A 14,446-nucleotide genomic window follows, 5' to 3' on the forward strand; every position below is an offset into this window, starting at 1 on the left:
CACTGCGAACGGGTGAAAGTCCGGCTGCCTCAGTCGCCGCGCCGGTCGGTGACGACGAGCATCGGCCCCAGCCGGTCCCGGCGGTAGGCAATGTTGGCGTCGGGATAATACAGGCTCGACACCTGGCCGTCGAAGAACAACGCGTCGCGGCAGCCGAGCTGGTCGCGGAAGAACAACCCGAAGTCCCAGAAATTCACCGCCTGGCGCGACAGCACAAGGCGGACGGTGCGCCCGTCATCGCTGGCGCAGACGCCGTTGCGCACATAGCGGCTGTCGGACCCGTCGATGAAACGCGGATGCAGTTCGCCGTCGATGAGCAGCATCGGCCCGGACTGGGTGGCGAGGTCCGGGTTGTGGTCGCCGGCGACATAGGCGCCGGTCTCCATCACCCGCGCCTTGCCGTCCTCGACGAGGAACACGCCGTTCGGCTGCAGCGAATAGTTGCCGCTCCCCGTGCCGCGCACCAGCGGACTGATCTCGCGGCCATCCTGAATCGCCAGGCCGACCGGGCGCCGGTCCTCGTGGTACATGCCAGCATTCATGATCAGGCGGACGCGTGCGCCCTCGACGCTGGCGCTGGCCCGTTCGAAGGTCTCGTAGGGACGGCCGTCCGCGGCCGCGGCCCGCAGCGAAACGTCATAGCGATCGAGCGGCACGTCGCAGACGATGTACTCGACGCCGGACGCCGTCTCGGTGCGGCAGATCCCGTCATGGCCAGCAGGAATGGTCGGCATCGGCTGCAGCCAGCCGAGCAGGCTGCCGAAGGCCGCCAGCGACACCGGCCAGACGCTGTTCAGACGGGTTCGCCCAGCCATGATCCTCTCCGTCGCTGGATATCGGCTGCCCGGCGCGCGGCGCCAAGCGATCAGCTGCGCAGCAGCTCGTTGATCGAGGTCTTCGAGCGCGTGCGCTCGTCCACCCGCTTGACGATCACCGCGCAGTAGAGGCTTGGGCCCGGCTCGCCATTGCCCATCGGCTTGGCCGCCGGCAGGGAACCTGCGACCACCACCGAATAGGGCGGGACCTCGCCATAGGTGATCGAGCCGGTGGCGCGGTCGACGATCTTGGTCGACTGACCGATGAAGACACCCATGCCGAGGACCGAACCCTCGCGCACGATGCAGCCCTCGACTACCTCGGAGCGGGCGCCGATGAAGCAATTGTCCTCGATGATCGTCGGGCCGGCCTGAAGCGGCTCCAGCACGCCGCCGATGCCGACGCCGCCGGAGAGGTGCACGTTCTTGCCGATCTGGGCGCAGGAGCCGACCGTCGCCCAGCCGTCGACCATCGAGCCGCTATCGACATAGGCGCCGAGATTGACGAAGGACGGCATCAGGACGACGTCCCTGCCGATGAAGGCGCCCTTGCGGACGATGGAGCCCGGCACGGCGCGCAGGCCGGCCTCGCGGAACCGGTTCGCGCCCCAGCCGGCGAATTTCGAGGGCACCTTGTCCCACCAGGTGGCGCCGCCGGCGCCGCCATCGATGACCGTCATGTCGTTGAGCCGGAACGACAGCAGCACTGCCTTCTTCAGCCACTGATGCACCGTCCAGGCGCCGTCGTCGCCGCGCGTCGCGACGCGCGCCTCGCCCCGGTCGAGCATCTCCAGCGCCGCCTCGACCGCCTCGCGTACCGCGCCGGTGGTCGAGGCGGAGATGGCGTCGCGCTCGTCGAAGGCGCGTTCGATCGTCGATTCGAGGGCGGCGCGGTCGGGCGCGGTCATCGGCAGGCTCCTGGAAAAGCGGAAGAAACGGGCGGCTGGCGCCCTGTCGAAATCGGCCCGGACCCTAGTTGAAGGCCCCTGAGGAATCAATTCGAAGCAGGCGAGGCACTCGTGACGCAGCAGACACCCCGCGACCACAACGGCTGGGATCCGTTTCCCAGTTCGCAGCGGGACAAGCAGGACGTGAAGGCCCTCCCCGCGACGCCGCAGACCCGTTCGCCCACCTACCGGCTGGCCTATGACGATGCGGACTTCATGACCCGCGAGGAACTGCGCGGTGTCCGGTTGCAGCTCGAGCTGACCAAGCCGGAAATGGCGCTCAACGACGCGGGCATCGTCTCGACGGTCATCCTGTTCGGCGGGGCGCGCATCCCGGAACCCGGCAAGGACGCGTGGGCGGCCCGCACTCCGGAGCAGAAGCGCAATCTCGAGGCGAATTCGCGCTATTACGAGGAAGCGCGGCGCTTCGCCCGCTTCGCCTCGCAGCACTCGGCCGATACGCATGGGGGCAAGGAATTCGTCATCGTCACCGGCGGCGGTCCCGGCGTGATGGAAGCCGGCAATCGCGGCGCCGCCGATGTCGGGGCCGTATCGATCGCCCTCAACATCACCCTGCCGCACGAACAGGCGCCGAACCCCTACACGACGCCGGAACTCTCGTTCAACTTCCACTATTTCGCGATCCGCAAGATGCACTTCCTGCTGCGGGCGAAGGCGATGGCGATCTTTCCGGGCGGCTTCGGTACGCTGGACGAGTTGTTCGAGGGCCTGACTCTGATCCAGACACGGCGGATGCAGCGCATCCCGGTGATCCTGTTCGGCGAGGAATTCTGGCGCCGCGTCATCAATTTCGAGGCGCTGGCCGAGGAAGGCACGATCGCACCGTCCGATCTCGACCTCATCACCTTCGCCGATACGGCGGAAGATGGCTGGCAGGCGATCCGCAACTTCTACGAATTCTGACAAATCCCGCCGGCTGCGCCTTCGGGGTCAGTCGGCGGCGCGGCCCATCCGCTCGCGCAGCTCGGCGCAATGGTCGGTGACGTCCGCGCGCGGCGTGAAGATGGTGAAGTCGTAGGGTGCGGGAGCGTCCTGGACGAGACCGTAATCGGCCTGGGAACCGGCCGAACCGCTGACTTCGACCATCTGTACGGAGACCGACTTCGAATCCGGCTCGCGAGCCGCGATGATGGCAGGGACCGCCCGGTCCTTGCGGACATGGCCGGAACCAGCGATCAGCACCGCACTGCCGCTCTCCCGGGCCGCGCCGATCAGCGCATCGGCAAGGGCGCCGTCGCGGGCACGCTGGACGACGCTCATCGGCTCGATCGCCGCATCCGGCATCAGGCCGCAATGGGCGTCGCGGATGGCATCGGCCAGTTCCGCAGATTGCGTTTCGGGCAGCGAGCCATTCAGCGACAGGCGCTCGACGTCGACGGCGGACAGCGCCTCGAGGCCGCCCTTCGAGATCGCGCCGACCATTGCCTCGTCGAGATTGCCGGCGGCCATCGTCAGATCGTTTTCGACCACGGCTTCAAAGATCGGGCGATAGATCGAGAAATTCGGCCAGCCGCGCTCGGTCCATTCGAGCTGGCGGGCAAGTTCCTCCAGATCGCCGTCGCCGGCATCGCGGAAGCTCTCGAGGGCGGTGCTGAAACGCTCGGGCACCATCTCGAACACCACGGACGGCGTCTTGCCGGCGTGTGCCAGATCGGCGACGATGTCGGCCTGCAGGCGATGATGGTCGGGATTGTCGTGGATCTCGCCGAGGAGCACGTAGCGGGCGGCTCCGGCCTCTTCGAGCAGCGCGCTGGCGCTCGAGGGCAGGCCATCACCGCGGAAGACGCCACCCACGAGCGGGTTTTCGACGAAGTGCCGGGAGGCCCAACGCGGCGCATCGGAATCGAACAGCTTGGTCGCGGTGACCACAGCCTCGTCGTCGACGGCCAGTTCGGCGACGTCGATGGTCTCGGCGGCGCGGTCGCCCGCAGCGGCAAGCCGCGCCAGTTCGCTGACGGAGCTCGCATCGTCGTCCAGCGAGATCGTCGGCTGCGGATCGGTCGAACCGGCACCGCCAAAGGGTGCCGCCGTCGCTATCGCGACGAAGGTATCGCCGCCGCCGCGACTGTAGGGCAGGCGAACGCGATCGTCGGGCTTGGGCGGAACGAAGGTCGCATCATCGGTCGCGGCCAACGGGAGGTTCGCCACGATGCGCTCGACATTGCCGGCCGCCGCGTAGCCGAGGCCCGCGAAGACGGCGATGCCAGCAGGTATCCAGACGAAGCGTCCCAAGTCGGCATGTCCCCCATGTCAGATGCCACGATGCGAATCGCAGCCATCGGATCGCGTAGAGATCGGAAATTGATGTGGCAAAACTATTGCAGGCCGGGGCTTTCGCGACGTTTTCCGACCGCAAGCCGATGAAAACATCGAAACGGTGAATATTCCGGTAAAATGTCCGGTGCACGCGCCGATGGAGAAGGCCGGACGGTCCGTTTTTGCCGGACCGTCCGTGTCGCCTCCCCAGGCAACTCCCGCCGCTTGGCAGACCGAATCACGGCCCACTCTCCTCGGGTTCCACCAATCCTGCGTACAAGCGGTCCGGAGCCCGCGCCAGACGCGCGCCGCCACAACCCAAAGCTTTCGGCAGGGATCATCAACGAAAGGTTAAATCAGCTGGGGACAAGCCCCGATTACAGCCGCCCGGCCAGCGCCCGGCTCGGCCAGCAGGTGGGTGCCATGCCGTTCTTCGCCTCGAAATCGCCGATCGAGCGGCGGGTCTTGAAGCCGGCCAACCCGTCGGCACCGCCGACGTCGTAGCCGAGCGCGATCAGCTTCTGCTGCATCCGCGCAACATCGCCGCGCGTCAGGCTGTCGGTCTCCCGCCACCGTCCCGCCAGAGGCCCGGCGCCCTGCTTGCGATCCGCCGCATGGCCGACGAAGAGGGCATAGAGGTCGGAGTTGTTGTATTCCTTGATGACGTAGAAATTCGGGGTCGCGATGAAGGCTGGCCCGTTGCGCCCGGCCGGCATCATCAGATGGCCGCGCGCACCGAGCTCGTTTGCCGGAAACGGCCGGCCGGAGACACGGGTGACGCCGGCGGCGGCGAACTCGGAGATCGGGCGGCCGCGATCCGGCCCCTCGTTGGCGCAGGAGACGCTTTCCGGCACCACGACCTCGAACCCCCAGTCGCGGCCGGGCTGCCAGCCGGACTGGCGCAGATAATGGGCGATCGAGGCGAGCGTGTCGGGGACCGAGTTCCAGATGTCCTTGCGGCCGTCGCCGTCGAAATCGACCGCCAGCGCCAGGAATTTCGTCGGCATGAACTGCGGCTGCCCGAGCGCCCCGGCCCAGGAGGACTTCATCTCCGAGACCTTCAGATGGCCGTCGGCGACGATCTGCAGCGCTGCAATCAATTCCTCGCGGAACATCGCCTTGCGCCGCGCAAGATAGGCCTTGGTGCCCAGCACCTGGAAGGCGTTCTCCGGGATCCGCGCCGCGCCGAAGCCGGACTCTCGGCCCCAGATCGCCACGATGACCGGCGCCGGCACGCCGTAGCGGGCGACGATCCGGTCGAGCAGCGCCTTGTGCTTCTGGAGCAGCGCTCGGCCCTGGCTGACATTGCCGGCGACGTTGCGCTCGGAGAGATAGTCGGCGCCGCTCTTGAACTCGGCCTGGAAATTAGTCTCTGCGACGCCCTCGCCCGATCCGGGAAGCCGCAGGTCCGGCAGTTTCAGGTTGAGGCTGACGCCCTGGAACGCCTTGTCGAAGATCGGGCGCGGCACGCCGCGCTGGCGCGCCGCCGGCCAGATGTCGGATTCCAGGAAATTGCGGAAACCGGCCTCCAGATTCTGCGCGCCGGCCGGGGCGAGCGCACAGAGGAAAAGGGTCACGGCGAGCAGGGTGCGGAGCATGGCTTCCAATCGGCGGTCGGTGACGGACTGAGCGGGCGGGGTCTGGCTGCACCGATGATCGTCGGCGCCATCACGATGCTGCAGCCTTGCATGGCCGTTTCACGGCGGCGACAGGCGGGATGCCGCAAAAACATCCTGCGGGCGTCACCGCCCGAATGCGCCGGGCCTCCTAGAGCCCGGTGCGCGAGCGCATGGCGGCCGCCAGCGTGCCCTCGTCGAGATAGTCGAGCTCGCCGCCGACGGGCACGCCGTGGGCGAGCCGCGTGACCTTCACGTCGAGCCCTTCCAACTGGTCCATCAGGTAATGCGCCGTCGTCTGGCCCTCGACGGTGGCGTTGACCGCCAGCACGAGTTCCCTGATGCCGCCGCGATGCACCCGCTCGACCAGCTGCCGGATCGTCAGGTCGTCGGGCCCGACGCCTTCCAGCGGCGACAGGACGCCGCCGAGCACGTGATAGGCGGCATTCAGCGCCTTGGCGCGTTCCAGCGCCCAGAGATCGGCGACGTCCTCGACGACGATCACCGTCGTCTGGTCGCGCGAATGGTCGGTGCAGACCGTGCACGGATCGAACGTGTCGATATTGCCGCAGACCGAGCAGATCGTCACCTTGTCGCGTGCCTCGGCCATCGCCGCGGCGAGCGGCGACAGCAGCTGTTCGCGCCGCTTGACGAGATGGAGGGCGGCCCGGCGCGCCGAGCGGGGGCCGAGACCCGGAAGTTTCGCCAGCAGCTGGATCAGCCGCTCGATCTCCGGGCCTGCAATGGGTTTTGCCATGTATGACGAGCCGGTCGGCTATCCTTTGTCGCGGCGAAGGCGCGGCCAAGCGGCCGTCGCTCCCGCCCAGTTCGGGCGCAAGTCCGCGGGGGCTGTCTGCGCTGTCAGAAGGGGAACTTCATGCCGCCCGGCAGTTGCAGGCCGGCGGTCATCTCCTGGGTCTTTTCCTGGATGGCCAGGTCGAGCTTGCCCTTGGCGTCGTTATGCGCGGCGACGACCAGATCCTCGACGATGTCCTTCTCTTCCTCGCGCAGGAGGCTGGGGTCGATGGCGATGCCCTGCATCTCACCCTTGCCGTTGAGGCTGACGCTGACCACGCCGCCGCCGGCCTGCCCGGTCACCTCGATCCGGGCGACTTCGTCCTGCAGGCCGGCCATCTTCTCCTGCATGGCCTTGGCCTGCTTCATCATGCCCATCAGGTCTTTCATCGCTGTTCTCCTATTCGTCGTCGTCCATTTCGGACGGATCATTCAGAATGTCGTCGTCCACCAGTGCGGCGAGTTCCTCGACGACCACCGCCGCCTCAGCCTCGCCGCGCAGTCGCACGTCGACGATCTTGGCACCCGGAAACGCCGACAGGATGGCGGCGACCTCGGGATCGAGCGCGGCATCCGACAAAAGCGTGGCGCGGCGCGAGGTCTCGGCTTCCTCGAGCGTCGGCATCGCCTCGCCGCTCGATATCGCCACGACCCAGCGCTGGCCGGTCCACTCGTGCAGCTTGCGGGTCAGATCGCTGATCAGCGTCCGCGGCGCTTCGGGCGTCAACGCCACCTCGAGGCGGCCGGGCACCAGCTTCACCAGCCGCAGATAGCGGTGGATCGACACCCGCATCAGCGAATCGCGCTTCGTCTCGGCGAGCGCGACGAGGTCCTCCAGCGACCCGATGGCGATTTCCGGCGCGGCAGACTGCTGCGGCGATGCCCGTTCGGGCGCCGCGCTGGTCGAGGCTAGGGCAAGGTGGGCCCGCGAGGGCGATGCGCTGGATGCAGGCCGCGGCAAGCGCGCTTGTGCCGAGGCCGCCGAACCATTGCCGCCGCCGGGCGGATCGCGCGGCTCGGCCGGGCGGCTTGGCTCAGCCGGCTGCGTCCTCGGCGCCGGCAGCGCGTCGGTGCCTTCCTTGCGGATCAGCCGCACCAGATCGTCGGGCGACGGCATGTCGGCGGCATGGGCGATACGAATCAGCGCCATTTCCGCGGCCTGCCGCGGCGTCGTGGCGTTGCGGATCTCCTCCAGCGCTTTCAGGAGCATCTGCCAGACCTGGCTCAGCGTGCGGATCGACAGCGTCGTCGAGAAGGCCAGGCCCCGTTCGGCTTCCATCGGCGACAGCGCCGCGTCGTCGGCGGCTTCCGGCACGTAGCGCAGCGTCGTGACGAGATGGGTGAAGTCGGCGAGATCGGCGAGGACGACGGCGGGATCGGCACCGGCCTGGTACTGGTCGCGCAACTCGGTCAGCGCCGCCCGCCCGTCGCCCTTCATCAGCGTCTCGAAGAGGTCGATGATCCGGACGCGGTCGGCAAGGCCGAGCATGTCGCGCACCGCGACGCCGGAGATCGCGCCGGCGCCGTGGGCGATGGCCTGGTCGGTCAGCGACAGCGCGTCACGGACCGAGCCTTCCGCCGCCCGGGCGATCAGCCGCAAGGCTTCCGCGTCGATCGCGACGTCCTCGGCACCGGCGATCTTCTGCAGATGCGCGATCAGCGTCGGCGTGTCGACGCGCCGCAGGTCGAAGCGCTGGCAGCGCGACAGGACGGTGATCGGCACCTTGCGGATCTCGGTCGTCGCGAACACGAACTTCACGTGTTCCGGCGGTTCCTCCAGCGTCTTCAGCAGGCCGTTGAAGGCCTGGTTCGACAGCATGTGGACCTCGTCGATGATGTAGACCTTGTAGCGCGCCGAGACGGGGCGGTAGCGCACCTGTGCGATGATCTCGCGCACGTCGTCGATGCCGGTGTGGGAGGCGGCATCCATCTCGACGACGTCGACATGCCGGCCTTCCATGATCGCCTGATCGTGGATCCCCGGCTCCACCATGTGGATGGTCGGCTGGTCGATCGAATCGGTCTGGTAGTTCAGCGCCCGGGCAAGGATGCGGGCGGTGGTGGTCTTGCCGACGCCGCGCACGCCGGTGAGCATCCAGGCCTGGGCGATGCGGCCGGTCTCGAAGGCGTTGGTGAGGGTGCGGACCATCGGCTCCTGGCCGATCAGATCCTCGAACGAGGCCGGGCGATATTTGCGGGCAAGGACGCGGTAGGGCGCCGTGGCGCCCTCCGGTTTCGTCGCAGTGCCGCTGTCGGTATCGCTCATCGCGTCAGGTCCGGATCTGGAGGCAGGTGCCCCGCTCGGCGTCGCCGCCCGCCGAGATGCCACGCTCCGCCCGGTTCTGAAGCGAAAGGATGGGCGGCGCAACCCCCGTCGCACAGATGCGGCATGGCCGTCGTTTCGCCTTGAATGAGGCGGACGACACTCCCAACTTCACGCGACCGCAACGGGCGGTGGCATGCCGGGCGGCCGGGCGCGCCGCAGGAAACATCATGGCCCTCGGACGATACCAGCAGCAGCGCAAACTTGCGCTTTTCGCCATCCTCGTCGTCGCCTTCATGGCGCTGCTCTTCGTCGGCTCGGCATGGCCGGAAGAGATTCACGAGACGATCGAAGTGGTCGGCCTGGGGCTGATCGTGATCGGCATTGCCGGGCGGGTCTGGTGCACCCTCTATATCGGCGGGCGCAAGGCCGCGGAAATCGTCGCCGAGGGCCCTTACTCGATCTCCCGCAACCCGCTCTACGTCTTTTCCAGCATCGCCGCTGGCGGCGCCGGAGCGGCGACCGGCAGCATCGTGCTCGGCCTCGTCTTCATGATCGGCTGCGCCGTGGCGTTTCGCGTCGTGATCCTTCGGGAGGAGGCCTATCTGCGCGATGCGTTCGGCGCCCCGTTCGACAGCTACGTGGCGCGGGTGCCGCGCTTCTTCCCCGATATCTCGCTGTTCCGGGACGTGCCGAAGATCACCGTCGACATGGCCTTGGTGTATCGCACGATGGGCGATGGCCTCGTCTTCTTTGTGGCGATGCCGTTCTTCGAGGCGGTCGAGATGCTGCAGGCGGGGGGCTATCTGCCGGTGCTGCTGCGGCTCTACTGAGCGGCAGCGAGAGCAGCGCCAGGGCGCCGCGGCTCACACAAAGGCAGGAAAAGGTGGGAGGCTGGCACGATGACCCGTGCCATAGCTCGTTGGGGCTGCTTCCTTCCGGACCTGACCCGGTTGGCGAGTGGCTCGTCCACCACCAACCTCCCGACCTCCATATCGATGATCGCCGACCTAAATGCAAGACGGGTGCTTCTGGAGATCATGCGATGCAAGCCTTCGAACTCGACTCCCGTCTGGCGGCGGACACCGTGGCGGTGAGCAGGCTCGGGCTGTGCGAATTGCGGCTGATGAACGACCGGCGCTGGCCCTGGGTGATCCTCGTGCCGCAACGCAGCGGCATCACCGAATTCCATGATCTGACGCCGCTCGACCAGACCATGCTGACCTTCGAGATGGGGCTGGTGGCCAAGGCGCTGAAGGCTTCGACCGGCGCGGGCAAGATCAATATCGGCACGCTGGGCAATGTCGTACCGATGTTCCACCTGCATATCGTGGCACGCAACGCCGGGGATCCGAACTGGCCGGGTCCGGTCTGGGGGTTCGGCGCGCGGGAGACCTATGACCCGGCAAAGGCCGAGCAGTTCTGCGAGATGATCCGGCAGGCGGTGCTGCCGGCATGAGGGACGACGACCACCGGCCGGACGCCGCGCGAGCGGAACTGAGCGCACGCACCGGCTTTGCCGGCAACCGCCTGTCGCGCGACGGCGAGCACCGCACCGACGCCAGCCTTGCCGAGGCGCTGGCGCATCCGGCGGCGCGGCTGTTTCTGGCCAGTGCCGACAGATGGCTGCTACGGACCGAGAGGCCGGACCCGCTGTTCAGCCGCGCCGAGGCCGAAGCGCTGGGCGCGAGGCTCGACGGTTGCGTGCTGCTTGGGACCGACATGGCGGGACAGCCGCATCTGGCTGCCCGGCTCGCCGAAGGGTTCGAGCCCGAGGACGGCATGGTGCTGATCGATCTGCGGTCGATCGCCATGCAGGGCCTGCTCGACACCGATAGCGAGGGCCAGATCGGCCAGGCGGCGCATCTCCTCGGCTGGCATGGCCGCAACCGGTTTTGCGCCCGCTGCGGGGCGGAGACCCATCCGGAAGCCGCCGGCTATCGTCGGCGCTGCTCGGCGTGCGGCGACGTCGTCTTCCCGCGCACCGACCCGGTGACGATCATGCTGGTGCATGACGGCGAAGGGCGCTGCGTGCTCGGCCGCCAGCCGCGCTTTCCGGAGAAATTCTGGTCGTGCCTTGCCGGCTTCGTCGAGGCGGGCGAGACGATCGAGGACGCGGTGCGGCGCGAGACGGCGGAGGAAGCGGGGCTCGCGGTGAGCCGGGTCGACTATCTCGCCTCGCAGCCCTGGCCGTTTCCCGGCAGCCTGATGATCGGCTGCATGGCGCTGGCGCCGGCGGGGCCGATCGTCTTCGACGCGACGGAACTGGAGGCCTGCCGCTGGTTCGATCGCGACGAGGTGCGTTCGATGCTGGCCGGCACGCATCCGGAGGGGCTTTCCGTGCCGCAACGCTTCGCCATCGCCCACCACCTGATCAAGGCGTTTGCCGAGGGGTGAGGCCTACTCCCCCGGCGCGCCGAGGGGCCCGTCGAGGCGGCCTTCGGCGGCGGGATAGACGCCGAGGATCTGCACGCGGCGGGTGAAGAAGGCGAGTTCCTCGAGCGCGAGGCGCACCGAATCGTCGTCGGGGTGGCCCTCGACGTCGGCGTAGAACTGCGTCGCGACAAAATGGCCGCCGATCTGGTAGCTCTCGAGCTTGGTCATGTTGACGCCGTTGGTGGCGAAGCCGCCGAGCGCCTTGTAGAGCGCCGCCGGCAGATTGCGCACCTCGAAGACGAAGGTGGTCACGGTGCGCCCGCCCTGCGGCGCCCAGAGCGCCTGCGGCGCCGCGTCCGGCCGCGACAGGATGACGAAGCGGGTGATGTTGTTTTCGGAATCCTCGACATTGCGCTCGATGATGTCGAGCCCGTAATGGCCGGCCGCCAGTTCCGGCGCCAAGGCCGCCCGGCTCGGGTCTCTCGCCTCGGCGACTTCGCGCGCGGCGCCCGCGGTGTCGCCGGCGACCTGCGGCTTCCAGCCATTGGCGCGAATGAAGTTGCGGCACTGGCCGAGCGCGTGGATATGGCTGTGGACGCTGCGGATCGCCTCGCGCCCTGCCCCCGGCAGCACCATCAGCTGGAAATGGATCGGCATGAAATACTCGCCGACGATCTGCAGGCCGGAGTCGGGCATCAGATGGTGGATGTCGGCAACGCGGCCGGCGAGCGTGTTCTCGATCGGGATCATCGCCCGCTCCGCCTCGCCCGAGCGCACCGCCTCGAAGGCGTCGTCGAAGGACGGGCAGGGCAGCGGCTCCATCGTCTCGCCGAAGACCTGCCGGCAGGCCATGTCGGAGTTGGCGCCGAACTCGCCCTGGAAGGCGATCAGCGGCAGCTTCGTGGATTGATCGCTCATCAGACGGCTACTCCATACATGAGGCGGGCACGCTCCAGATCGTCAGCCGCATCGACCCCGAGGGGCACGGTATCGACGATCTCGGCGTCGATCCGCATCCCGTCCTCGAGCGCCCGCAGCTGCTCCAGCCGCTCGCGCGTCTCCAGCGTCGAGGGCGGCAGCGCGACGAAACGCTCGAGGCTGGCGCGCCGATAGGCGTATAGCCCGACGTGGTGGTAGAGTGGCCCCGCGCCCCAGGGCGCGGTCGCCCGGGTGAAATAGAGTGCGCGCAGCCGCGACGCGCCGGTCGGCGAGCCGACCAGCTTGACGACGTTCGGGTTGGTCTTCTCGGCTTCGTCGCGGATCTCGACGCAGAGTGTCGCCACGTCGCAGCGCGGATCCTCGAAGGGCGCCAGGACCTGGCGAATCGCCTCCGGCTCGATGGTCGGCAGGTCACCCTGGACGTTGACGATGGTCTCGACCATGCCGTCCCGGTCCACGATCTGGAGCGCCTCGAAGATCCGGTCGGAGCCGGACTGGTGATTCGGCGAGGTGTTCACGGCCTCGAAGCCCGCAGCCTCGACGGCGGCCCGGATCTCTTCCGCATCGGTGGCGACGACGACGCGGCCGATCCCCGCAGCCTGAGCCCGTTCGGCGACCCGCACCACCATCGGCCGACCGCCAATATCGGCAAGGGCTTTCTTCGGCAGGCGCGTCGAGCCGAGGCGGGCCGGGATGAGCACGATGATGGACATGGGCGAAACGTGAACCGGATGTGAGTGCGAAAGCGCTTGAATGCGGCCTTCATGGATGACAAAAGGCGCGGCGGAACCGCCTCTTACAGCTGTTGCCATAAAACCGCAAAAGACCTAGGTTCCGCGCGTTTTTGCTCGGTAAAGCGTCGGCGTTCGGCCCGACATCGCAGAGAGGTTTCCTCCGCCCATGAATTCGTTCGAGGCCAACAAGATCTTCGGCGCCCTGCTCGGGACGATCTTCGTCCTGTTCGGCGGCAGCCTCCTCGCGGAAGGGCTGTTCCACGCGGAAACCCCCGAGACGCCGGGATTCGAGATCGTCGTGGCCGAGGCCGAAGAGGGCGCCGGGGGAGCGACCGAAGAGGCGGAAGTGCCGATCGCAGCCTTGCTGCAGACCGCCGACGCCGAGGCGGGCGCCGCCCAGTTCCGCAAGTGCAGCGCCTGCCACAACGCCGAGCAGGGCGGTCCGAACGGGGTCGGCCCGCATCTCTGGGACGTCGTCAACCGGCCGATCGCCAGCGTATCGGACTTCTCGTATTCGGCGGCCCTGCAGGAATTTTCCGAAGGCGGCTCGGTGGTCTGGGACTATGATCACCTGAGCTACTTCATCGAGAACCCGAAGGCTCACGTTCCTGGTACCGCGATGGGCTTCGCCGGCCTTCGCGACCCGGAGGACCGCGCCGACCTGATCGCCTATCTGCGCACGCATGCCGACACCCCGGCGCCGCTGCCCGAGGCTCCGGCTGAGGAAGCTGCTCCGGCTGAAGCAGCGGCGGAGGTCACGGACCCCGCCGCCACGACCAATCCTTCGCCGGAGGCTGGCGAAACCGCGCAGGCGCCCGCCGTCACCGATTCCGACGCGGCCCAGCCGGCTCCGGGCGCTGAAGCTGCCCCGGTGCAGGCGGCCGACGCCCAGCCGGAGACGCCCGCCGAGGCCCAGCAGGCCGCCGATGCGCCGGCCGCTCCGACCGCCGGCGACACCACCGCCGCCGCCCAGGGAACGGTCGCCGAGGGCGCCGAGAGCGTCGCCCCGGCAGCGGCGCCTGCCGCGCCAGCTCCTGCCGCGCCGCCTGCCGCCGTTGCGCCGCCGGCTGCCGCACCGGAAGCTGCTGCTCCCCCGGCTGCAATCGCACCTGCCGCCGAGACGCCTGCCGCCGCACCGGCGCCGGAAGCGGCTGCCGCAGCCGAGCCGGTGGCCGTCGCCGGAGATCCTGCTGCCGGCGAGTCGGCCTTCCGCAAATGCGCCGCCTGCCACGCCGTCGGCGAGGGAGCGGTCAACAAGATCGGTCCCGAGCTCAACGGCATCGTCGGCGAGGCCGTGGCTTCGGTCGAAGGCTACAACTTCTCGCCGGCCCTGACCGCCTTTGCCGCCGAGAACCCGACCTGGACTCCGGAGCTCTTGACCCAGTGGCTCGAGAACCCGCGGGAGTTGGTGCCTGGCACGAAGATGGTCTTCCCGGGCATCCGGAACGCCGACGAGATCGCCAACATCATCGCGTATCTCTCGACCTTCGACGAGACAGGCGCTGCGGCGAACTGAGCGCTGCCCGGCCTCCATTAGCCGCTTTCATCGAAAGGCCCCGGTCACCACCGGGGCCTTTTGCGTTCAAGGGATGCGCGGCGGCGGCCGTCTGCCGGGCGCCGATGCCGCATTACGTTATCGTCAGGTGACTTGGCATCGCACCTTGGCCATAAATGTCCTGAAACG

The 14,446-nt window shown here is 68.2% G+C and carries 14 protein-coding genes and 1 other RNA gene; 5 read left to right on the plus strand and 10 right to left on the minus strand.

Going from position 1 to position 14,446, the window contains the following annotated elements:
* Window positions 1-29: 29 nt before the first annotated feature.
* Together GTW51_RS05830 and dapD are read right to left on the minus strand one after the other, a co-directional pair.
* Complete coding sequence (locus GTW51_RS05830) at window positions 30-815, minus strand: phosphodiester glycosidase family protein (RefSeq protein ID WP_203565905.1); 786 nt, start codon at window positions 813-815, stop codon at window positions 30-32.
* Between the two features lie 50 nt (window positions 816-865).
* Entirely contained in the window at window positions 866-1,723 is an 858-nt protein-coding gene (gene dapD, locus GTW51_RS05835; RefSeq protein WP_163042952.1) for a 2,3,4,5-tetrahydropyridine-2,6-dicarboxylate N-succinyltransferase, read from the minus strand.
* A 111-nt stretch (window positions 1,724-1,834) separates the two neighbouring features.
* Here dapD and GTW51_RS05840 point away from each other — a divergent pair, with 111 nt between their 5' ends.
* Window positions 1,835-2,686 carry an LOG family protein gene (locus GTW51_RS05840; RefSeq protein WP_163042953.1) on the plus strand — a complete coding sequence of 284 codons (852 nt, stop codon included), beginning with the start codon at window positions 1,835-1,837 and terminating at the stop codon, window positions 2,684-2,686.
* 27 nt (window positions 2,687-2,713) lie between these two features.
* Here the strand turns inward: GTW51_RS05840 and GTW51_RS05845 are convergent, their stop codons facing one another.
* The 5 genes from GTW51_RS05845 to GTW51_RS05865 all read right to left on the minus strand — a co-directional run bounded on the left by GTW51_RS05845 (window position 2,714) and on the right by GTW51_RS05865 (window position 8,716).
* The gene (locus GTW51_RS05845) at window positions 2,714-4,015 is read right to left on the minus strand and encodes a ChaN family lipoprotein (RefSeq protein WP_163042954.1); all 1,302 of its coding nucleotides are present in this window, start codon (window positions 4,013-4,015) and stop codon (window positions 2,714-2,716) included.
* Between the two features lie 401 nt (window positions 4,016-4,416).
* A complete protein-coding gene (locus tag GTW51_RS05850) occupies window positions 4,417-5,637 on the minus strand; it encodes a lytic murein transglycosylase (protein WP_203565906.1) in 1,221 nt (406 codons plus the stop codon).
* A 169-nt stretch (window positions 5,638-5,806) separates the two neighbouring features.
* On the minus strand, window positions 5,807-6,412 hold the full coding sequence (recR, locus tag GTW51_RS05855; protein WP_163042956.1) for a recombination mediator RecR: 606 nt from the start codon (window positions 6,410-6,412) through the stop codon (window positions 5,807-5,809).
* A gap of 104 nt (window positions 6,413-6,516) precedes the next feature.
* Complete coding sequence (locus tag GTW51_RS05860) at window positions 6,517-6,840, minus strand: YbaB/EbfC family nucleoid-associated protein (protein ID WP_163042957.1); 324 nt, start codon at window positions 6,838-6,840, stop codon at window positions 6,517-6,519.
* Window positions 6,841-6,850: 10 nt separating this feature from the next.
* Window positions 6,851-8,716, minus strand: a complete 1,866-nt coding sequence (locus GTW51_RS05865; RefSeq protein ID WP_163042958.1) for a DNA polymerase III subunit gamma/tau — start codon at window positions 8,714-8,716, stop codon at window positions 6,851-6,853.
* 227 nt (window positions 8,717-8,943) lie between these two features.
* Between GTW51_RS05865 and GTW51_RS05870 the strand changes: the two genes are divergently transcribed.
* Window positions 8,944-9,546, plus strand: coding sequence for a methyltransferase family protein (locus GTW51_RS05870; protein ID WP_163042959.1), 603 nt, complete (start codon window positions 8,944-8,946; stop codon window positions 9,544-9,546).
* Window positions 9,547-9,599: 53 nt separating this feature from the next.
* Here GTW51_RS05870 and ffs read toward each other — a convergent pair.
* Window positions 9,600-9,697, minus strand: an RNA gene (ffs, locus tag GTW51_RS05875) — signal recognition particle sRNA small type.
* Window positions 9,698-9,758: 61 nt separating this feature from the next.
* Here ffs and GTW51_RS05880 point away from each other — a divergent pair.
* Window positions 9,759-10,172 (plus strand): HIT domain-containing protein, encoded by a 414-nt coding sequence (locus GTW51_RS05880; protein ID WP_163042960.1) that lies wholly within the window; start codon window positions 9,759-9,761, stop codon window positions 10,170-10,172.
* Window positions 10,169-11,110 (plus strand): NAD(+) diphosphatase, encoded by a 942-nt coding sequence (gene nudC, locus GTW51_RS05885; protein WP_163042961.1) that lies wholly within the window; start codon window positions 10,169-10,171, stop codon window positions 11,108-11,110. Before GTW51_RS05880 ends, nudC begins: the two co-directional genes overlap by 4 nt.
* 3 nt (window positions 11,111-11,113) lie before the next feature.
* Here nudC and GTW51_RS05890 read toward each other — a convergent pair whose 3' ends face one another.
* Both GTW51_RS05890 and GTW51_RS05895 read right to left on the minus strand, forming a co-directional pair.
* The gene (locus GTW51_RS05890) at window positions 11,114-12,007 is read right to left on the minus strand and encodes a prephenate dehydratase (RefSeq protein WP_163042962.1); all 894 of its coding nucleotides are present in this window, start codon (window positions 12,005-12,007) and stop codon (window positions 11,114-11,116) included.
* Window positions 12,007-12,741 (minus strand): 3-deoxy-manno-octulosonate cytidylyltransferase, encoded by a 735-nt coding sequence (locus GTW51_RS05895; RefSeq protein WP_163042963.1) that lies wholly within the window; start codon window positions 12,739-12,741, stop codon window positions 12,007-12,009. Before GTW51_RS05895 ends, GTW51_RS05890 begins: the two co-directional genes overlap by 1 nt.
* A 187-nt stretch (window positions 12,742-12,928) precedes the next feature.
* Between GTW51_RS05895 and GTW51_RS05900 the strand changes: the two genes are divergently transcribed.
* On the plus strand, window positions 12,929-14,278 hold the full coding sequence (locus GTW51_RS05900; protein WP_163042964.1) for a c-type cytochrome: 1,350 nt from the start codon (window positions 12,929-12,931) through the stop codon (window positions 14,276-14,278).
* Window positions 14,279-14,446: the final 168 nt, after the last annotated feature.

Origin of the sequence: Aurantimonas aggregata, from assembly GCF_010500835.1 — a bacterium.
Classification (GTDB): Bacteria; Pseudomonadota; Alphaproteobacteria; order Rhizobiales; family Rhizobiaceae; genus Aurantimonas; species Aurantimonas aggregata.